The 18,739-nt window shown below is 71.8% G+C and carries 17 protein-coding genes; 8 read left to right on the top strand and 9 right to left on the bottom strand.

Annotation, left to right across the window (positions count from 1 at the left end; genetic code table 11):
• The first annotated feature begins 93 nt into the window (after positions 1–93).
• From KCH87_RS19195 to KCH87_RS19185, 3 genes are read left to right on the top strand one after another with little or no spacing between them, the layout of a single operon-like run.
• On the top strand, positions 94–1,131 hold the full coding sequence (locus tag KCH87_RS19195; RefSeq protein WP_210587376.1) for a MoxR family ATPase: 1,038 nt from the start codon (positions 94–96) through the stop codon (positions 1,129–1,131).
• On the top strand, positions 1,131–2,495 hold the full coding sequence (locus KCH87_RS19190) for a DUF58 domain-containing protein (protein ID WP_210587375.1): 1,365 nt from the start codon (positions 1,131–1,133) through the stop codon (positions 2,493–2,495). Before KCH87_RS19195 ends, KCH87_RS19190 begins: the two co-directional genes overlap by 1 nt.
• Positions 2,492–4,876: a DUF3488 and transglutaminase-like domain-containing protein gene (locus KCH87_RS19185; RefSeq protein ID WP_210587374.1), complete on the top strand. Its 2,385-nt coding sequence runs from the start codon at positions 2,492–2,494 to the stop codon at positions 4,874–4,876. Before KCH87_RS19190 ends, KCH87_RS19185 begins: the two co-directional genes overlap by 4 nt.
• Before the next feature lie 191 nt (positions 4,877–5,067).
• Here KCH87_RS19185 and KCH87_RS19180 read toward each other — a convergent pair whose 3' ends face one another.
• The 3 genes from KCH87_RS19180 to KCH87_RS19170 all read right to left on the bottom strand — a co-directional run bounded on the left by KCH87_RS19180 (position 5,068) and on the right by KCH87_RS19170 (position 7,326).
• Complete coding sequence (locus KCH87_RS19180; protein WP_210587373.1) at positions 5,068–5,472, bottom strand: DUF3040 domain-containing protein; 405 nt, start codon at positions 5,470–5,472, stop codon at positions 5,068–5,070.
• 277 nt (positions 5,473–5,749) lie between these two features.
• Positions 5,750–6,577: a methyltransferase gene (locus KCH87_RS19175; RefSeq protein ID WP_210587372.1), complete on the bottom strand. Its 828-nt coding sequence runs from the start codon at positions 6,575–6,577 to the stop codon at positions 5,750–5,752.
• A 182-nt stretch (positions 6,578–6,759) separates the two neighbouring features.
• Positions 6,760–7,326 (bottom strand): SAV_6107 family HEPN domain-containing protein, encoded by a 567-nt coding sequence (locus KCH87_RS19170; RefSeq protein WP_210587371.1) that lies wholly within the window; start codon positions 7,324–7,326, stop codon positions 6,760–6,762.
• Between the two features lie 171 nt (positions 7,327–7,497).
• Between KCH87_RS19170 and KCH87_RS19165 the strand changes: the two genes are divergently transcribed.
• From KCH87_RS19165 to KCH87_RS19145, 5 genes are all read left to right on the top strand, one after another.
• On the top strand, positions 7,498–8,223 hold the full coding sequence (locus KCH87_RS19165; RefSeq protein ID WP_210587370.1) for an ATP-binding cassette domain-containing protein: 726 nt from the start codon (positions 7,498–7,500) through the stop codon (positions 8,221–8,223).
• Positions 8,195–10,279 (top strand): YhgE/Pip domain-containing protein, encoded by a 2,085-nt coding sequence (locus KCH87_RS19160; RefSeq protein ID WP_210587369.1) that lies wholly within the window; start codon positions 8,195–8,197, stop codon positions 10,277–10,279. The genes KCH87_RS19165 and KCH87_RS19160 overlap by 29 nt, the downstream gene beginning before the upstream one ends.
• Before the next feature lie 47 nt (positions 10,280–10,326).
• Positions 10,327–10,956, top strand: a complete 630-nt coding sequence (locus tag KCH87_RS19155; RefSeq protein ID WP_210587368.1) for a TetR/AcrR family transcriptional regulator — start codon at positions 10,327–10,329, stop codon at positions 10,954–10,956.
• Positions 10,957–11,337: 381 nt separating this feature from the next.
• Positions 11,338–11,952, top strand: a complete 615-nt coding sequence (locus tag KCH87_RS19150) for a DUF4126 domain-containing protein (RefSeq protein ID WP_210587367.1) — start codon at positions 11,338–11,340, stop codon at positions 11,950–11,952.
• A 45-nt stretch (positions 11,953–11,997) separates the two neighbouring features.
• The gene (locus KCH87_RS19145; RefSeq protein WP_210587366.1) at positions 11,998–13,509 is read left to right on the top strand and encodes an NAD(P)/FAD-dependent oxidoreductase; all 1,512 of its coding nucleotides are present in this window, start codon (positions 11,998–12,000) and stop codon (positions 13,507–13,509) included.
• 27 nt (positions 13,510–13,536) lie between these two features.
• On the opposite strand, the gene KCH87_RS19140 is transcribed toward KCH87_RS19145, so the two are convergent.
• The 6 genes from KCH87_RS19140 to KCH87_RS19115 form a co-directional block, all read right to left on the bottom strand.
• Positions 13,537–14,541 (bottom strand): hypothetical protein, encoded by a 1,005-nt coding sequence (locus KCH87_RS19140; protein ID WP_210587365.1) that lies wholly within the window; start codon positions 14,539–14,541, stop codon positions 13,537–13,539.
• 56 nt (positions 14,542–14,597) lie between these two features.
• Positions 14,598–15,521, bottom strand: coding sequence for a methylenetetrahydrofolate reductase [NAD(P)H] (metF, locus tag KCH87_RS19135; RefSeq protein ID WP_210587364.1), 924 nt, complete (start codon positions 15,519–15,521; stop codon positions 14,598–14,600).
• A 222-nt stretch (positions 15,522–15,743) separates the two neighbouring features.
• Positions 15,744–16,400, bottom strand: coding sequence for a thiamine phosphate synthase (thiE, locus tag KCH87_RS19130; protein WP_210587363.1), 657 nt, complete (start codon positions 16,398–16,400; stop codon positions 15,744–15,746).
• Positions 16,401–16,575: 175 nt separating this feature from the next.
• A complete protein-coding gene (locus KCH87_RS19125; RefSeq protein WP_210587362.1) occupies positions 16,576–16,941 on the bottom strand; it encodes an Rv2175c family DNA-binding protein in 366 nt (121 codons plus the stop codon).
• Positions 16,942–17,073: 132 nt separating this feature from the next.
• Entirely contained in the window at positions 17,074–18,303 is a 1,230-nt protein-coding gene (locus KCH87_RS19120) for an NAD(P)/FAD-dependent oxidoreductase (protein WP_210587361.1), read from the bottom strand.
• A gap of 32 nt (positions 18,304–18,335) precedes the next feature.
• On the bottom strand, positions 18,336–18,707 hold the full coding sequence (locus KCH87_RS19115; protein ID WP_210587360.1) for a hypothetical protein: 372 nt from the start codon (positions 18,705–18,707) through the stop codon (positions 18,336–18,338).
• Between the last annotated feature and the right edge of the window lie 32 nt (positions 18,708–18,739).

Below are 18,739 nucleotides of genomic sequence, written 5' to 3'. Positions count from 1 at the left end.
CGGAACCATTCACGCGTGGTGTCCGTGTTCCAGGGGTGGGCCGGTCCGCATCGCAGAGCGACGGCCCGGACAGAACGGGCCGAGGAGGGCCGGGTGACGACCTATGACGATCGAGCGAGCCTTACTGATCTGACCGCCACTGTGGAGCGTGTCCGCAGTTCGGTGGAAGGAGTGATCGAGGGCAAGCCCGAGGTCGTACGGCTTTCGCTGACCGTACTGCTCGCCGAGGGGCATCTTCTGATCGAAGACGTTCCCGGTGTGGGCAAGACGATGCTGGCAAAGGCACTGGCGCGGTCCATCGACTGCTCGGTACGACGCATTCAGTTCACGCCTGACCTGCTGCCCTCGGACATCACAGGTGTGTCCATCTGGGACCAGCAGCGCCGTGACTTCGAGTTCAAGCCCGGCGCGATCTTCGCCCAGATCGTGATCGGCGACGAGATCAACCGCGCCTCGCCGAAGACCCAGTCCGCGCTGCTGGAGTCCATGGAGGAGCGCCAGGTCACCATCGACGGGACGACGTACGAGCTGCCGAGCCCCTTCATGGTGGTGGCCACGCAGAACCCGGTCGAGATGGAGGGCACCTACCCGCTGCCGGAGGCCCAGCGCGACCGTTTCATGGCCCGAGTCTCCATCGGCTACCCGAGCGCGGAGGCCGAGCTTCAGATGCTCGACATCCACGGCGGGGTGAACCCCCTGGACGATCTCCAGCCGGTGGCCCATGCGCACGAGATCGTGAAGCTGGTCGAGGCCGTGCGCGAGGTGCACGTCGCCGAAGCGGTCCGGCGGTACGCCGTCGACCTGGTCGCCGCCACGCGCAGCCACCCCGACCTCAGACTCGGCGCCTCCCCGCGCGCGACGCTGCACCTGCTGCGCGCGGCAAAGGCGTCCGCCGCCCTCAGCGGCCGGGAGTACGCACTGCCGGACGACGTGCAGGCCCTCGCCGTGGCCGTCCTGGCCCACCGGCTGCTCCCCACCGCCCAGGCCCAGCTGAACCGTCGTACGGCGGAGCAAGTGGTGCAGGAGATCCTCCAGCGCACCCCGGTTCCCGCGGCGCCCCAGCAGCAGTCCGGCATCGGCCTGGCCCACGGCGCCACGGCGTACGGCCAACAGCCGCCGCGGAGGCTGTGATGACCACCGGTGGCACTCCGCACGCGGCGGAGGACGACCGGGGCGAGAAGGGCGGTGTGCGCACGGCGCTGGCGGGGCTGACCACGCGGGGACGCTCGTTCCTGGCCGCCGGAGTGGCGGCGGCGATCTGTGCGTACGTCCTCGGGCAGAGCGACCTGCTGCGGGTCGGCCTGCTGCTGGCCGCCCTGCCCCTGGTGTGCGCGACGGTGCTCTACCGCACCCGCTACCGGGTCGCCGGCAGTCGCCGGCTCTCCCCCGCGCGCGTGCCCGCCGGCAGCGAGGCCCGGGTCCACCTCCGGATGGACAACGTCTCGCGGCTGCCCACCGGCCTGCTGATGCTCCAGGACCGGGTGCCGTACGTCCTCGGCCCGCGCCCCCGCTTCGTCCTGGACCGGGTCGAGGCCGGCGGCCGGCGCGAGGTGTCCTACCGCGTCCGCTCCGACCTGCGCGGCCGCTACCCGCTCGGGCCCCTCCAGCTGCGTCTGACCGACCCGTTCGGCATGTGCGAACTGACCCGGTCCTTCTCGACGTACGACACCCTGACCGTCATCCCGCGCGTGGAACCGCTGCCGCCGGTGCGGCTCAGCGGCGAGGCGAAGGGGTACGGCGACGGGCGGCAGCGCTCGCTGGCCCTGGCCGGCGAGGACGACGTGATCCCGCGCGGGTACCGCTACGGCGACGATCTGCGCCGGGTGCACTGGCGCCTGACCGCGCGCTACGGCGAGCTGATGGTGCGCCGCGAGGAGCAGCCGCAGCGCTCTCGTTGCACGGTGCTGCTCGACACCCGGGGTCTCGCCTACGAGGGCGCGGGCCCCGACTCGGCCTTCGAGTGGGCGGTGTCCGGTGCCGCCTCGGTGCTGGTGCACATGCTCGAACGGGGCTTTTCGGTACGGCTGTTGACGGATACCGGCACCTCGGTGCCGGGCGAGGGCGCCGAAGGGTTCGCGGGCGCGAGCCAGGAGTCGGCGGACGCGGCCGGGCTGATGATGGACACCCTCGCGGTGGTCGACCACTCGGACGGCGCGGGTCTGTCGCGCGCGTACGACGTGCTGCGCGGCGGCAACGAAGGGCTGCTGGTGGCCTTCCTCGGTGACCTCGACGAGGAGCAGGCCACGGTGGCCGCGAAGATGCGGCAGCGCAGTGGAGGTGCGGTCGCCTTCCTGCTGGACAGTGACACGTGGGTGCGGGAACCGACCGATGTGTCCGGGCCGTTGGAGAGGAGCGAGGAGCGACTGCGGATGCTGCGCGAGGCGGGCTGGACTGCCGTGAGCGTGCCGCGGGGCTCTTCGCTGAACGACCTGTGGCGTCAGGCGGACCGCGAGCGCACGAGTATGGCCGCGGCGAGCGGGGAGGGGCGGTCATGAGCGGGCGGGCACGACTGGCGCTGTGCGCCTGGGCGGCCACGCTGATGTCGGCCATGGCCCTGTTGCCGCTGGTCGACCCGGCGACCTGGCTGCTCCAGGCGGCCTTCCTGCTGGCGATCCAGATGGGCGTGGGCGCGGCGACCCGGCGGGTGCCGCTGGCCCGGCCGCTGACCGTGGTCGTGCAGGCGCTGGTCACGCTGATGCTGCTGACCCTCGCCTTCGTCCGTGAGCAGGCCCTCGTCGGCCTGATCCCCGGACCGGAGGCCTTCCAGCAGTTCGGCGTGCTGCTCCAGCAGGGCTCGGACGACATCAACCGCTACTCGATCCCGGCACCGCTGAATCCCGGCATCCGGCTGATGCTGGTCGGCGGTGTCCTGATCATCGGGCTGGCGGTGGACATCCTCGCGGTGACGTTCCGCAGCGCGGCCCCGGCCGGACTGCCGCTGCTCGCGCTGTACTCGGTCGCGGCGGGGCTGTCCGACGGCGGCGCCGACTGGCTGTGGTTCGTGGTCGCCGCCGCGGGTTACCTGATGCTGCTCCTCGCCGAGGGGCGCGACCGGCTCTCCCAGTGGGGCCGGGTCTTCGGCGGCGCTCAACGTGGCCCGAGCACGGAGACCGGCGGCGCGGTGGCGCCGATCCGCACCGGCAGGCGCATCGGAGTGGTCGCGCTGGGCCTCGCCCTGGTGGTGCCACTCGCCCTGCCGTCGATGAACGGCGGTCTGCTGGACGGCGCCGGGGCGGGCGTCGGCTCCGGCAACGGAGGCGGCGGCACGATCTCCGCGGTGAACCCGCTGGTCTCCCTGCGCGACAATCTGAACGTGGACGAGGACCGCCAGGTCATGTCCCTGCGCACCAACCCGGAAGACGCCTCGGACCTGTACTTGCGGATCGTGTCCCTGGACGACTTCGACGGCACCACCTGGAAGCCGTCCCGCCGCGACATCATCGCCGTACCGGACTCGCTCCCGCCGCCGACCGGCCTCGGGGCCGACGTCCGACGCTCCGTGGTCCAGACCCGCATCACGGCGGCCGACTGGTACGCCCAGAACTGGCTGCCGATGCCGTATCCGCCGAGCGGCGTCGACATCGAGGGCAGCTGGCGGTACGAACCCGTGGGCATGACCCTGGTCGGCGACCACGGCCAGAACACGCGCGGTCAGACGTACGAGGTGACGAGCCTCGCCGTCCAGCCGACGGCGGAACAGCTGTCTTCGGCGCCGGAGCCCGACCCGGCCCTGAAGCGCGAGTACACCCGGCTGCCGGACTCGCTGCCGTCGGTGGTGTCCGAGACGGCGCGCGATGTGACCGAGGGCTCGACGAACCACTACCAGCAGGCGGTCAAGCTCCAGGAGTACTTCTCGCTGACCGGCGGCTTCCAGTACGACACCCAGGTCCAGGTGGGCAGCGGCTCCGCGGCGATCGCCCGCTTCCTGAAGGACAAGCAGGGCTTCTGCGTCCACTTCTCGTTCGCGATGGCGGCGATGGCCCGCAGCCTGGGCATACCCGCCCGGGTGGCGGTGGGCTTCGCCCCTGGTTCGCCGCAGGCGGACGGTTCGGTGTCGGTGTCGCTGAGGGACGCGCACGCCTGGCCCGAGCTGTACTTCGAGGGCGTGGGCTGGACCCGCTTCGAGCCGACCCCGACGCGCGGTACGACGCCGGAGTACACCCAGCCGGACAACCCCGGCAGCACGCTTCCGGAGGTGACGCAGCCGACCGAGTCGGCGAGCACGGCGCCGTCCGCGTCCGCCTCGGCGAGCGAGACCTGCACGCCGGAGCAGAAGAAGCTTCAGGCGTGCCCGAGCGAGTCCCAGGCGGCCGCACTCAGCGGAGGCGACGACGGTCCGAAGTGGTACGTCTTCCTCGCCTGGATCCTCGGCGGGCTCGCGGCCGTGGCGATCCCGCTGGCCCCGATGCTGTGGCGGCTGCGCATCCGGGCCGCACGGCTGGGGGCGCACGGCCGCAGCGAGGCCGGCACGGCGCTGCACACTCTGTCGGTCTGGCAGGAACTGACGGACACGGCCTGGGACTTCGGCATCATGCCGGAGGAGTCGCAGACACCGCGCAAGGCAGCCGCCCGCATCGTCCGGCTCGGCCATCTCGATCCGGTGGCCGCAGCCTCGGTGCACCGGGTGGCGGACGCGGTGGAGCAGGTCCTCTACGCCCCGCAGCCGAGCCCGACGGCGGGCCTCGCGGAGGACGTCCGCCAAGTGATCGGTGCCCTGCGGAGCACGGCCGACCGCGGCACCAAGCTGCGTGCACTCTTCGCTCCGCGGTCAGCCGTACGGGTGGTCTGGGCGACGTCGGCCTGGTGGACCGGGTTCAAGGCACGCGCGGCGGCCGCACGACCGACCCTGCGCAAGCCGTCGGGGCAGCAGAGCTGAGAGCCGAGCCGCACCAGGTCGCGGAACCTGGCTGAATCCGCTCGGTCGGGCCCCTCCTTCCGAAGCCTCAGCGCTTCGGAAGGAGGGGCCCGCCGCTTGCGGGACAGCTGTCGGAGGGCATACGTGAGGGGGTGACCACCATCCGGTGGTCACCCCCTCACGCCATACTCAAGCGAGTCGTGGACGTGGAGCTATTGGCTGCCGCCCTGTTCATCGCGGCGGCGCTGCCAGCGCTGTTCGATACGGTCCATCAGGGAACGCCGCTGCCGTCCCTGACGGCCCGCTTGCGGGGCGGCGCCGGTGGCGGCGGGCTGTTCGCCCGGCTTGGGAGCCTTGCGCCAGCCGGTCACGGCGAGCACCGCACAGCCCAGCATGACGAGGAAGCCCACCACACTGAGCCAGACCTGCTTGGCGACCATTCCCGCCATGAGGAGCGCGATACCTACGAGGAAGCCCGCGACCGCCTGGTAGACCCGTCGCCGGGTGTACGTGCGCAGCCCGCTTCCCTCAAGCGCTGTCGCGAACTTGGGATCTTCGGCGTACAGCGCTCGCTCCATCTGCTCGAGCATTCGCTGCTCGTGCTCCGAGAGCGGCACGGAGTCCTCCTCATCGTGCAGTCGCCGGGGCGACCCGGGGGGTCCCTTCAGGATAGGCAGGGAATCGCCCCCGTGAAACCCGCCCCTCTACGCCAATTGGCCAACCGGAATCCGCCATGGACGTCCCGGCCCGCTGAAGCTTCCATTCCCCAGCAGCCGACCCGTCATGCCGAGCGGTCTCCCTCGATCATACGGCGCAGAGCGCCCGATCGGGGGGCCTGTGGCGTACTCCATGTGCAGCCAAGTACCTGATCAGCGCCTCACCACGGGAGATGGCTCAGGCCTCGAGCGCACCCCGAGTCTCGCCGAGCACATGAAGCTGCGTGGCCACCGAGTGGAACGCCGCGAGCTCGGCGGCCGCGGCCTCCAGCTTCAGCAGCGCGTCCAGGGCTCCGGGTTCGGTGTCCACCAGCACGCCGGGGACGAGGTCGGCGAACACGCGTACGCCGTGCACGGCGCCGACGCCGAGCCCCGCGGCCTCGACCAGTCCGGTGAGCTGGTCGGCGGTGAAGCGGCGCGGCGTGGGGTCCCCGGCGCCCCAGCGGCCGTTCGGGTCCTCGAGCGCCTGCTTGGCCTCCTTGAAGTGACCGGCGAGGGCACGCGCCAGGACGGCGCCGCCAAGACCGGCGGCGAGCAGGCTGAGGATGCCCTCGCTGCGCAGGGCGGCCACGGCGTTGCGGACGCCCTCGGCAGGGTCGTCCACGTACTCCAGGACGCCGTGGCACAGCACGATGTCGTAGCCGCCCCGCTCGACCACGTCGAAGAGGCCGTGGGCGTCGCCCTGCACGCCCTGCACACGGTCGGCGACGCCGGCCTCGGCGGCCCGGCGCTCCAGGGCGAACAGCGCGTTCGGGCTGGGGTCGACGACGGTGACGCGGTGGCCGAGGCGGGCCACGGGCACCGCGAAGTTGCCGCTGCCGCCTCCGGTGTCGAGAACGTCCAGCGACTCCCGGCCCGTGGCCTTGACCCGGCGGTCGAGGGCGTCCTGGAGGACGTCCCAGACCACGGCGGTACGGAGAGAGGCGCGGGGCCGGGAGGGGTCGGAGCTCAGCGATGTCGAGTGAGGGCGGGGGTGGGAGACGGGCGGGCGCATCGGGTCCGACACGGCAGTTGACTCCTCGGCGCGGCACCGCCTCACACGGCGGAGCGAACGGGCTGCCTCCCCGGCCCCGGCAGCGGGACCAGGAAAGGCGTCAGGCGCTCTCCACCCTATTGCCTCCGGCACCGCAGCCGGTTCCTGCGGTGCCGGGCACCGCGATGCTCCGCGCCCCGGACAGGAGCCCCCGGTCAGCCCGCGTCCGGCATGTCCCGTGGGGCGTCCCGGCCCTCCTCCGGATGATCCCCGTCCTGGCGTGGCTGGGGGAGGACCGGCTGGAGGACCAGCATCCGCTCGACGAGGCGCAGGAACATCGCCACGTCGCGTATCAGGTCGTCGGCGTCCCGGCGGCTGGCCGCACCCTGGATGCCCGCCTCGGCCCGAGCCCGGCGCCGGGCCCCTGAAGCGAACAAGGCGCTCCACTCGGTGAGCTCGGGCGCGATTTCGGGGAGCGCTTCCCAGGCGCTCCTGATACGGGCCCGACGTCGCGGCGCGGGCTCCGGGCGCCCCCTGGCGGCGAGCACGGCGGCAGCGGTGCGCAGGGCCGCGAGGTGAGCCGTGGCATAGCGCTCGTTCGGCGTTTCCAGAACGGCGGCCTCGTCCAGTCCGGCACGGGCCTGGGCGAGCATGTCGAGGGCGGCGGGCGGGGCCGTGGCCCGGCGCAGTACGGGGTGCACGTCGCTCGCCGGGCCGGTCAGTGAGGGGGCAGGGCCGGTGGCACGGCGCCGGCGGGCGGCTGCTGCGTGATAGCTGGCCATGACGAACCTCCTGTCGTCTGTGGACGGCACGCCCTGCTACGAGGTGCCGTATGTGCCCATCGTGAGGTATGCCACTGACAATCCGTTCTGACCTGGTGTTTTGCTTCGATCGACAGTTCGGGTTAGCTTTTACACTGACCAGTCAGTTCAAATTCCGGAGAAGGGGGAGCCGTGAACGGACTCGCTGTCACGGCCCGGGACTTCGGGCTCGAGGGACCCCGCGGATGGGCTTTCCGCGGGGTCTCCTTCGAGGCCGGGCCCGGCTCGCTCGTCGCGGTCGAGGGGCCGTCCGGGTCCGGGCGCACCTGCCTGCTGCTCGCACTCACGGGGCGGATGAAGGCCACGGAGGGGATGGCCACCGTCGGCGAGTTCGGGCTGCCGAAGCGGATGGCGGCGGTACGCCGGGTCAGCGCGCTCGCGCACGTCGCCGGTGTCACCGACCTCGACCCGGCCCTGACCGTCGGGGAGCACCTGCACGAACGGGCGCTGCTTCAGCGCCGGTTCGGCGGCTCCCTGCGCGCTCTGGTGCGGCCCCGCAGGGAGCGCGCGACCGAGGACGGGCTGCGGGTCGAGGCCGCACTGACCGCCGTAGGCCTCGACCGGGAGGCCCTGCCCAAGGGGTCCCGGACGGCCGTACGTGATCTGGAGCGGCTGGAGGCGCTGCGGCTGTCGCTGGCCCTCGCTCTCATCGGGCGCCCGCGGCTGCTCGGCGTCGACGACACCGACCTCACGCTGTCGAACGCCGAGCGGGATGAGGTCTGGGCGCTGCTGAGGTCCCTCGCCGAGTCCGGGACGACGGTGGTGGCGGTGTGCAGCCAGGCCCCGGACGACACGTTCACTGTGACCACCCACGAGAAGGAGAAAGCCGATGCGCTCGCCGCGACTGGCCGCGCTTGAACTGAGGCGCTTCGGCCGGGGGAAGTTGCCGCGCGCCGCGCTCGTCGCACTCCTGCTGCTGCCGCTGCTGTACGGCGCGCTGTACCTGTGGTCGTTCTGGGATCCGTACGGCCGTCTGGACAAGATCCCCGTGGCCCTGGTGAACGACGACAAGGGGGCGACGGCCGAGGGCAGGAAGCTCACGGCCGGCGACGACATCACGGAGGGGCTGCGCGACAGCGAGGTCTTCGACTGGCGCGAGGTGAGCGCCGCCGAGGCCCGCGCGGGGGTCGAGGACGGCACGTACTACCTGTCGCTGACCATGCCGGCCGACTTCAGTGCCCGGGTCGCCTCCAGTGCGGGCGACTCGCCCGAGACGGGCGCGCTCCAGGTGCGGACGAACGACGCGAACAACTACATCGTCGGGCAGATCTCGCGGACGGTGTTCGGCGAGGTGCGCCAGGCCGCGTCCACGAAGGCTTCGCGGTCCTTCCTCGACAAGATCTTCATCTCGTTCTCCGACATCCACGGGCAGACGGTCAAGGCCGCGAACGGGGCCGACAGGCTCAAGGGCGGTATCGGCAAGGCGGAGAGGGGTTCCCAGGATCTCGCGGAGGGTCTGAAGGACGCCAAGGACGGCAGCGGCGAGCTGTCCAGGGGCCTTGCGAAGCTCAACCAGGGTGCGGGGGATCTGGAGGACGGCTCGCGGCGGGTGGCGGAGGGCACGCGGACGCTCGCGGACAAGGTCAACGGGGTCGACGAGAAGATCGGGCCGTTCCTGAAGGGCAACGAGAAGACGATCGGTGACACCGCCCAGCTGGTCGCCGACTCGTCCGGCGCGATCCGCAACCACCTCGACGCCCTCGTGGAGGCCGCGCCGGTCGCCTCGAAGGGCGCCCACTCGGCCTCCGAGACGCTGGACGACGTCTACAGAAGGCGCTGCGAGGACGCCGTACTGCCCGACACCGCCTGTGCCGACCTGAAGAAGGCCCGGCAGGCCGCGAGCGACGTAGCGAAGATCGCCGACGACCTCAACACGCTGATCGCCGACCAGAACGGCGACCTCAAGAAGCTCGACAACAACCTCGGCACGCTCCAGCAGCAGGCCCAGGCGCTCGCCGACCGAGCGCCGCACCTCTCCGAGGACCTGGACGCCGCCGTCGCCAGGATCAACGACCTCAACAAGGGGGCCACGGAGGTCGCCGCGGGCGCCAAGAAGCTGTACTCGGGGCTCGGCACCGCCAAGACCGGCGCGACTGATCTGGACGAGGGCGTCGGGGAGCTCAAGACCGGCGCGGACGATCTCAGCGGCGGTATGTACAAGCTCGTCGACGGCTCGGTGCAGCTCGCCGGCGGACTGCACGACGGCGCGGACCAGATCCCCGACTACGACACGCAGGACCGGGACGAGCGCACCCGGGTGATGGCGGATCCGGTCCGGCTCGTCTCCCAGGACCTGCACAAGGCGCCCAACTACGGCACCGGTTTCGCCCCGTACTTCATCCCGCTGTCCCTGTGGGTGGGCGCGATGGTGGCCTACATGCTGATCACGCCGATGAACCGGCGCGCACTCGCCGCCGGTGCCTCGGCCTGGCGGATCGCGCTGGCCGGCTGGCTGCCGGTGGTGGCGATCGGTGTGCTCCAGACCGTGGCCCTCATGTCCGTGCTGCACTGGGCGATCGGCCTGGAGATGGCGCGGGCGGCCGGAACGGTGGGCTTCCTGTTCCTGGTGACGGCGTGCTTCGCGGCGATCGTGCAGTGGCTGAACGCTCGCTTCGGAGCGGCGGGCCGGATCCTCGTCCTCGCGTTCCTGATGCTCCAACTGACGTCCGCGGGCGGCACATACCCCGTGCAGACCAGTCCGGGCTTCTTCAACGCGATCCACCCCTTCCTGCCGATGAGTTACGTCGTCGAGGCCCTGAGGAGGCTCATCACGGGCGGCGGCCTGGAACCGGTGTGGCACGCGTGCGTGGTGCTCACCGCCTTCACCGCGGGCGCCCTCGCACTGACCGCCCTGTCGGCCCGCCGTCGCCAGGTGTGGACGCTGGACCGGCTGCACCCGGAACTGACCCTGTGAGCCCTGCGGTGACTCCTCCTGAGACGGCTCCTGTGAGAATCGGGACCATGGAAAGCAGCAGCGCCACGTCGGGCGGCAGTGCACGCCGCGAGGCCACCCGGCAGAAGCTCTACGAGGCAGCCGTCACGCTCATCGCCGAGCAAGGCTTCTCCGCCACCACCGTGGACGAGATCGCCGAGCGCGCCGGGGTCGCGAAGGGCACGGTCTACTACAACTTCGCCAGCAAGTCCGTCCTCTTCGAGGAGCTGCTGCGACACGGCGTGGGGCTCCTCACCGCCTCCCTTCGGGAGGCGGCCGACCGCACCGCCCGGGAGGGCGGCAGCAGGGTCGACGCCCTGGACGCGATGATCCGGGCCGGGCTCGTCTTCATCGACCGCTATCCGGCGTTCACACAGCTGTACGTGGCCGAGCTGTGGCGCACCAACCGGTCCTGGCAGTCCACCCTGATGGTGGTGCGGCAGCAGGCCGTGGCGGTCGTCGAGGACGTGTTGCGCGAGGGCATCGAGGGCGGCGAGTTCAGCGACGAGATCGACATCCCGCTGACCGCGTCCGCGCTCGTCGGCATGGTGCTGGTGGCCGCCCTCGACTGGCAGGCCTTCCAGCCGGAACGGTCGCTGGACGATGTGCACGCGGCGCTCTCGCGGCTGCTCCAGGGACGCGTGAGCGGCAGGAGATAGCGGCAGGGAAGAGAGCGCAGAGGAAAGCGCCGGTCCGATGTGGCCGCGTCCCCCGCGGGCCATCATCGAACCGGCGCTTCCTCGTGCTCCCCCGTAGTCCCCCGTGTCCCCCGTTGGACCCCGTTTCGGTCATTCCCCCGGGTCCCCCGTCTCGCTCCCGCCGGCATCCGCCGGCGGAAGGAGCGGATCGTGGGCCGACTCCGTTCCGGCGCCCCGTGTCGCCGGTGCCGAAGCCGTGCCCCTCTCCGTGCCTCCACTCTCTCGTTCACGCAGGTCGGGCCCCATCCGCGCGCGTACTCATCTCACGTACTAGGTACGGGTACTCAGTCCTGCGCACGCGGGCCCACACCACCGTGCCGCCTACTGGCTACGATCGCGTCCGTGTCCGTACTCCCTCTTGTCTTCACCAGCGGCTGGGCCAGCGGTGTCAACGCCTACGCCGTGGTGCTGCTGCTCGGCGTGTTCGGTGCGACGGGCGTGAGCGAGGACGTCCCCGAGACGTTGCAGCGCCCTGAGGTCCTCGTCACAGCGGGCGTGCTGTTCCTGTGCGAGGCGGTGGCGGACAAGATCCCGTACGTCGACTCGGCGTGGGACTCGGTGCACACGCTGGTGCGGCCGGCCGCCGGTGCCTGGGTGGGGGCGCTGCTCGCGGGGCAGAGCGGTTCGCTCTCCGACGTGGCGGCGGGGCTGATCGGCGGCTCGACGGCACTGGCCAGCCATACGGTCAAGGCCGGGACGCGGATGGCGGTCAACACCTCGCCGGAGCCGTTCAGCAACGTGATCGTGAGTCTGGCCGAGGATCTCGGGGTCGGCGGGATCGTCACGTTCGCGATGTTCAACCCCGAGGCGGCGGCGATCATCGCGGGCGTGCTGCTGGTGGCCGGGCTGGGCACGCTGTTCTTCCTGGTCTCCCGGATCCGGCGGTTTCTGCGGCGCAGGGCCCAACGCCGGGAGGAGAAACGGATCGCCGCGCAGGTGGAAAAATCCCCCGACTGACCTCCCGCGACGGCGTTGTCAGTGGCGGCCGATAAAGTCCCACGCATGGCACGAATTGCGGTGATCGGCGCCGGGATGGGCGCGCTGGCGGCTGCCGCCCGGCTGGCCGTCGCGGGCCACCGGGTGGCGGTGTACGAGCGTACGGAGACGTACGGCGGTGCGGTGCGCCGACTCGAGCGCGACGGGTTCGCCTTCGACACCGGCCCCGGACTGCTGCCGCTGCCCGCGGTCTACCGCGACCTGTTCCTCAAGACCGGCAAGGAGCCTCTGGAGGCGTGCGTCGAGCTGGCCCAGGTCGACCCGTCGGCGCGGCACGTCTTCGCGGACGGAACCGAGGTGTGCTTGCCGAACGCCTCGCGCGCGGGCGTCGTCGCGGCGTTGGACGAGGCGCTGGGCGTCGGCGCCGGCGGCCGCTGGGGCGACTTCCTGGTCCGGGCCCGCGAGGCCTGGGACCGCACACGCCGGCCGCTCCTGGAGGAGCCCCTGTGGCCCGACTGGTCGGTGCTGGCCGAGCGCGAGCCCTACCCGGCGGTCCCGCACAAACGCCTGCTGCGCACCCGCCGGGCCGGCACGCTCGCCGAGGTCGGCGCCTGGGAGCTGCGCGACCCCCGGCTCACCTCCCTGCTGGAGAGCCACGCGCTCGCGTACGGCCTGGATCCGCGAGTCGCCCCGGCCGGCGCGGCCGTGCTGCCGTACATGGAGCACGCCTTCGGCACCTGGTATGTCCGCGGCGGTATGCGGGAGTTGGCGCGCGCGGTGTACGAGCGGTGTCTGGCCCGCAGGGTCGAGTTCCACTTCGGTGCCGAGGTCACCGGGGTCGTGGAGAAGGACGGCCGGGCGGCGGGCGTGGAGCTGGCCGACGGGAGCGTGGCGGAAGCGGACACGGTGGTCGGCAACGGACCGTGGCGTCTGGGCGGTCTGCCGCGCGGCCGCGAGCTGTACCCGCCCGAGGCGGTCGAGCCCAGCCCGGAGGGCATGTCCCCCGGCCGGGTCGTGGTCTGCCTGGCGCTGCGCGGAGCGCAGGAGGCGGGGACCGCGCACCGCACGGTGGTGCACACCCCGGACCGGGAGGGCGAGTTGGACCTCTTCGGGCTCGGTGAGCCGCCCGCGCGGCCGACGGTCCGGATCGACCGGCCGGACGACCCGGCCCTGCGTCCCGACGACGCGCACGAGTCGGTGGTGCTCACGGCGACGGTGCCGTCACAGACCCAGCACGACTGGACCGCGCCCGGCGCCGCCGACGCCTTCGCGGACCGGATGGTCACCGAGGCCGAGCGCGCGATACCCGGGCTGCGCGAGCGGACGCTGTGGCGCGAGGTCCGTACACCGGAGCACACACGGCAGGAGACCGGCGCCGAGGGCGGTGGCGTCCCCGCACCCTCGCTGGCCGCGGCGGAGGGGACCTTGCTGCACCCGGCCAACAGCACGGCGATACCGGGCCTGTTCAGCGTCGGTGGCTGGTCGCACCCCGGCGGGGGTCTTCCCCACGCAGGCATGTCGGGCGCGCTCGTCGCCGGACTGATCGTGGAGGGGCCGGAGTTCCGCGGCTCTCAGTGAGCCGATGCGTGACTGGCTGAGGGCGGTTCAGAACCGGTACTGCTGCTCGTCGTACCCGTTCCCCTGCGGCTGCCCATTGCCCTGGTACGGATAGGGCTGTTCCGGCGGCAGTTCGCCGCCGTAGGTCTCGTCGGTGCGCTGCTGCGGGACCCACACACCGCCGGACGGGGTCTCGGTGCCGTAGGTGCCGGTGGCGTACTGGTCCTGGCCGTAGCCCTGCTGGCCGTACTGCTGCTGGGCGCCGTAGGTGGGGTCGTACCCGGAGCCGTCGTAGGTCTGCGTGCCGATGTACGGGTCGGAGTACGCGGCGTACTGCTGCTGGCCGTTGGCGTCGTAGCCGTACTGCTGCTGGTCGTAGCCCGAGTAGTCGTACGCGTAGGTCTGGTCGGTGCCCTGGGCGGCAGCCGCGTACTGGTCCTGGGTCTGGGCAGCCGCCGCGTACTGGTCCTGGGGCTGGCCGGCGGCCGCGTACGACGGGTCGGCGCCGGCCTGGTATGCGGCGTCGCTGTATATGCCGTAGGAACCGGTGTCGTCCGGCAGGGGCTGGGGTTCGTAGACCGCGGTCGTCTCGGCGGCCGTGGGATTGGCGGCTCGCTGGGGCGTGAAGACGTCGTCGCGGTCGTACTCGTCGTCCTGGCCGTAACCGGCGTTGGGCCGGCCGTACTTGATGTCGTCGGGGCCGTAGCCGCCGTCGGACGCCTGGAGGTCGGTGACCTCCAGGGTCGGGTCCTGGCGGTCCGGTTCGCCGCGGCGGCGCTTGCTGCCGCCGAAGGACGGGCGGCCGGTGACCGCCCAGCCGGCCGCGAAGCCGCGGCGGAAGGACAGCGTGACGTAGGTCTGGCCGACCGCGAAGGCAGCCGCGCCCAGGCCGATGACGATGACAGAAGGGATCAGCACCCCGAGTACAACGCCGAGGAAGCCGACAAAGGCAAGCAGCCGCCAGCGCAGCCGCGCCTTGTACTGAAGCAGCACCTCACCGAGCAGCCATAGCGCGACGATGCCGAACGCGATGTAGAGGACCGTCCAGCCCATGTACGCCCCTCTCCCAGTGGCCGTTACGCAGTGTGTCGTATACCCGTGCGGCCGGTCTAGGCCTGCGGTGGGTGGTGCAGGCCCAGGTTTTCGTAGATTTCCAGCGCCGCCGTGGAGTTGTTGAGCGTGATGAAGTGCAGTCCGGGGACTCCCTCGGCCAGCAGTCGCGCGCAGAACTCCGTGGCGAACTCGATCCCAATGGAGCGTACAGCGGCCGGATCGTCTTTTGCTGTGAGGATTCTGTCTTTCAGACCGGCCGGGATGGCGGCATTGCTGAGCTGCGGCAACCGCTCCAGCATCCGGACGCTGGTGACAGGCATCACTTCGGGAATCACCGGGGTGTCGCAGGCGGCGGCCTCGACGCGGTCACGCAGGCGCAGATAGGACTCCGGCTGGAAGAACATCTGCGTGATCGCGTAGTCCGCGCCGGCCCGGCACTTGTCGACGAAGTGCGCTACGTCCGTGTCCCAGTCGGCGGAGCGCGGGTGCATCTCCGGGAAGGCGGCGACGCCGACGCAGAAGTCGCCCGACTCCTTGATGAGCCGCACGAGTTCGGCGGCGTAGGTGAGGCCCTTCGGGTGCTGTACCCAGTCGGCCATGGGGTCGCCGGGCGGGTCGCCGCGCAGCGCGAGCATGTTGCGGATGCCGACGCCGGCGAACTGACCGATGATGTTGCGCAGTTCGGCGATGGAGTGGTCGATCGCGGTGAGGTGGGCGACCGGCGTGAGCGTGGTGTCCGCGACGATCTGCTGGGTCTCCTTGACCGTGCCGGCGCGGGTGGAGCCGCCGGCGCCGTAGGTCACGGAGACGAAGTCGGGAGCGACCGCCTCGACCCTGCGCAGCGCGTTCCACAGGTTCTTCTCGCCCTTGGCGGTCTTCGGTGCGGAGAACTCGAACGAGTACGTCTTCTTGCCGCTGGCGAGCATGTCACGCACGGTGCGTGCGCGGTCAGTCCTGGTGGATGCGGTTCCGAGGGCCATACCGGCAGGTTAGTGGCGGCCCGGCGGTCCCCCAACCGGACTCCGGGAATTTGCCCGGTTTGTCGTCTTACTGTCCACCCATCGGACAAGTTGGCGGAACGCTCCGCGGGTAGTGCCGCGATGGGGTCGTCTGTCGGCCGCGGGTCCGTCGTGGCTGGTCGCGCAGTTCCCCGCGCCCCTTTGGGGCGCTGCCGAACCCCGGCCGACTTCGCCGGGGGCCGCTCAGGTCGCCCTCAGCCGCTTCGCGAACTCCGCCGCCGCGGCCCCCGGATCCTCGGCCTCCGTGATCGCCCGGACGACCACGACCCGGCGGGCGCCCGCATCCAGCACCTCGTCGAGGTTGGACAGGTCGATGCCGCCGATGGCGAACCAGGGGCGGTCGGTGCCGAGGGCGGCGGTGTGGCGGACCAGGTCGAGGCCGGGGGCGTGGCGGCCGGGCTTGGTGGGGGTCGGCCAGCAGGGGCCGGTGCAGAAGTAGTCCACGCCGTCCTGGACGGCGGCCGCGGCGGCCTCGGACTCGGCGTGTGTCGAGCGGCCGATGAGGATGTCGTCGCCGAGGATCGCCCGGGCCGCTGGGACGGGCAGGTCGCCCTGGCCGAGATGGAGTACGTCGGCGCCGGCGGCGTGGGCGACGTCCGCCCGGTCGTTGACCGAGAAGAGCTTGCCGTGCCGGGCGCAGGCGTCGGCGAAGACCTTGAGGTGCTCCAGCTCCTCCGCCGCCTCCATGCCCTTGTCCCTCAGCTGCACGATGTCGACACCGCCCGCCAGGACCGCGTCGAGGAACTCGGGCAGATCGCCCTGGCGCTTGCGGGCGCCCGTGCACAGGTAGACCCGCGCGTCGGCGAGCCGGGCGCGCGAAGTGGCGGCGGTGTCGGGCATGGGTCTCCCCCGTTGTTCGGTGGCCTGCGGGCCACCGCGATGTCTGTGGCGTACGGGCCACGGCGCGTGCCGTCGCCGGTGTCCGTCGGCCGCTGTGGGCCGCACCGGACCGCGGCCGCGGCCTCCGTGGGCCGCGGCCCGTACGCCGGACGGTGTTCAGGTCAGCGTGCGGTGATCAGACGGCGAGCGCCTGGGCGCGGCGCTTCACCTCCGTGCCGCGATTCTCGCTCAAGGCCTGCGCGGGGGTGCCGGGCAGGCTCGCGTCGGGGGTGAACAGCCACTCGAGCATCTCTTCGTCGGAGAAGCCGTCGTCCCGCAGGAGCGTCAGGGTCCCGGACAGGCCCTTGACGACCTTGTCCCCGTCGATGAAGGCGGCGGGGACGTGCAGCGCGCGGTTCTCACCACGGCGTACGGCGATGAGCTGGCCCTCCTTGACCAGCTGCCGGACGCGCGTCACCTCGACATCGAGCATCTCTGCGATGTCGGGCAGGGTGAGCCAGGCGGGGACGAGAGCATCGATCTTTGCGTCAATCTCGGTCACGGGACAAGCGTGCCATCCCGGACTGACAGTCGGAAGCCAGGCCCGTCCGACCTGCGCGAACACGTTACGCCGTGTCCGCTTCCGCCACGCCCGATCGGCTCACACCGTCGCCGGCCGCCGCTCACGGACGCCTTACGCCGTCGCCGTCTTCAGCGGCCTCGCCGGGTCCGGGATCAGCACCGGATCCATCTCGGCGCCCGCCTCGATCAGCCGCCGTCCCTGGGCCAGGTCCCTGGGCCGGCCGACCGCCAGCAGGGCGACCAGCCGGTTCTCACGGAGCCAGCACACCGTCCAGGACGGGCCGGAAGGGTCACCGCGCCACAGGGTCGTGTCGGCCGACGCGTGGTGGCCGACGTACTGGACGAAGCGGCCGAACTGCTCCGACCAGAAATACGGGACCGGGTCGTACACCGCCGGGGCCTCGCCGATGACGTTCGCCGCGACCGTGCGGGGGCCTTGGAGGGCGTTGTCCCAGTGGTGGACCAGCAGGCGCTCGCCATACCTTCCCGAGGGGAAGGAGGCACAGTCGCCGACCGCGTAGACGTCCGGCACGGAGGTCTGGAGCCGGTCGTCGGCCACGACCTCGCCGTACCTGCCCAGCGTGATGTCCGAACCGGCGAGCCAGGCGGTGGCGGGCCGGGCGCCGATGCCGACCACGACGGCGTCCGCGGGCAGCCGTGAGCCGTCGTCGAGGACGACCGAGCCGGGCTCGACGCGCTCCACGCGCGCGTGCGTCCGCAGCACCGCGCCGCTGTCGGCGTACCAGGCGGCCATGGGCGCGGCCACCTCGGCGGGCAGCGCGCCCGCGAGCGGCCGGTCGGCGGCCTCCACGACCGTCACCGCGCAGCCCGCCTCGCGCGCCGCCGTGGCGAACTCCGCGCCGATCCAGCCCGCGCCGACGACCACGATGTCGTGCTGCCGGGCGAGCACCGGCCGCAGCCGTTCGGCGTCGTCCAGGGTGCGCAGCAGATGGACGCCGGGGATGCCCTCCGCGCCCGGCAGCCGGATCGGTTCCGCGCCGGTGGCGAGGACCAGGATGTCGTACGGGACGGGCCCGGTCTCGGTGTCCAGCTCGTGGTCGCCGGGGCGCACGCCCAGCACCTCGCGCCCCAGCTCCAGGTCGATGCCGAGCGCCTCGAAGTCCACGTCGAAGGCGGAGCCCTCGGCCTTGCCGAGCAGCACGGCCTTGGACAGCGGCGGCCGGTCGTACGGCTGGTGGGGCTCGGCGCCGATCAGCGTCACGCTGCCGGTGAAGCCCTGTTCGCGCAGGGCGACCGCGGTCTGTACGCCGGCCATGCCCGCGCCGGCCACGACCACGCGCCGCGGCTGTGACGTGCCTCGTTCCTGCGTCTGCTCGCTCACCTGATCACCATAGACAACTGACGTTCTGTCAGTCAGGGGCCGGGTTCAGTGATCTGTTCCACAACCTCGTCGACCTGCTCCACCACGCTCGTTCCGCTGCCCGGCTGCGACTCCCACTCCCAGGTCTCGTCCAGCCGCACCCGCCCGTCCGGCAGCTCGACGACCGTCGACACGCAGCGCCCGGAGGACGTCGTCCCGTCCTGCTTGAGCTGTACGTACCGGAAGTCGAGCCGGTCGCCGTCACGCGTGCCCACCAGATGCCCGCGTACGACATCCCCGCCCGCGTACTCGGCCCAGATCGTCCCGTCCACCTCGTGGTACGTGAACCGGGTACGCGTACCCACCTGACCTGGAGCCTGGTCGGCGACCGGGGCAAGGACGAGGCCGTCGAGCGAGCGGGGCATGACAACAGGCTCCCTTACAGAGGCGCGGAGGG

The sequence above is a fragment of the Streptomyces sp. GESEQ-35 genome (assembly GCF_017948485.1).
GTDB lineage: Bacteria > Actinomycetota > Actinomycetes > Streptomycetales > Streptomycetaceae > Streptomyces.
The sequence above is the reverse complement of the archived record's forward strand: the minus strand, read 5'-3'. Positions and strand labels throughout refer to the sequence as shown.

What these genes read in the sequence shown, in the direction of transcription:
- KCH87_RS19190 (WP_210587375.1), top strand. Translation starts at nt 1,131, where the DNA reads ATGACCACCGGTGGCACTCCGCACGCGGCGGAGGACGACCGGGGCGAG.
- KCH87_RS19185 (WP_210587374.1), top strand. Translation starts at nt 2,492, where the DNA reads ATGAGCGGGCGGGCACGACTGGCGCTGTGCGCCTGGGCGGCCACGCTG.
- KCH87_RS19170 (WP_210587371.1), bottom strand. Translation starts at nt 7,326, where the DNA reads ATGGCCAGCTATCACGCAGCAGCCGCCCGCCGGCGCCGTGCCACCGGC.
- KCH87_RS19160 (WP_210587369.1), top strand. Translation starts at nt 8,195, where the DNA reads ATGCGCTCGCCGCGACTGGCCGCGCTTGAACTGAGGCGCTTCGGCCGG.
- KCH87_RS19155 (WP_210587368.1), top strand. Translation starts at nt 10,327, where the DNA reads ATGGAAAGCAGCAGCGCCACGTCGGGCGGCAGTGCACGCCGCGAGGCC.
- KCH87_RS19145 (WP_210587366.1), top strand. Translation starts at nt 11,998, where the DNA reads ATGGCACGAATTGCGGTGATCGGCGCCGGGATGGGCGCGCTGGCGGCT.
- KCH87_RS19140 (WP_210587365.1), bottom strand. Translation starts at nt 14,541, where the DNA reads ATGGGCTGGACGGTCCTCTACATCGCGTTCGGCATCGTCGCGCTATGG.
- metF (WP_210587364.1), bottom strand. Translation starts at nt 15,521, where the DNA reads ATGGCCCTCGGAACCGCATCCACCAGGACTGACCGCGCACGCACCGTG.
- thiE (WP_210587363.1), bottom strand. Translation starts at nt 16,400, where the DNA reads ATGCCCGACACCGCCGCCACTTCGCGCGCCCGGCTCGCCGACGCGCGG.
- KCH87_RS19115 (WP_210587360.1), bottom strand. Translation starts at nt 18,707, where the DNA reads ATGCCCCGCTCGCTCGACGGCCTCGTCCTTGCCCCGGTCGCCGACCAG.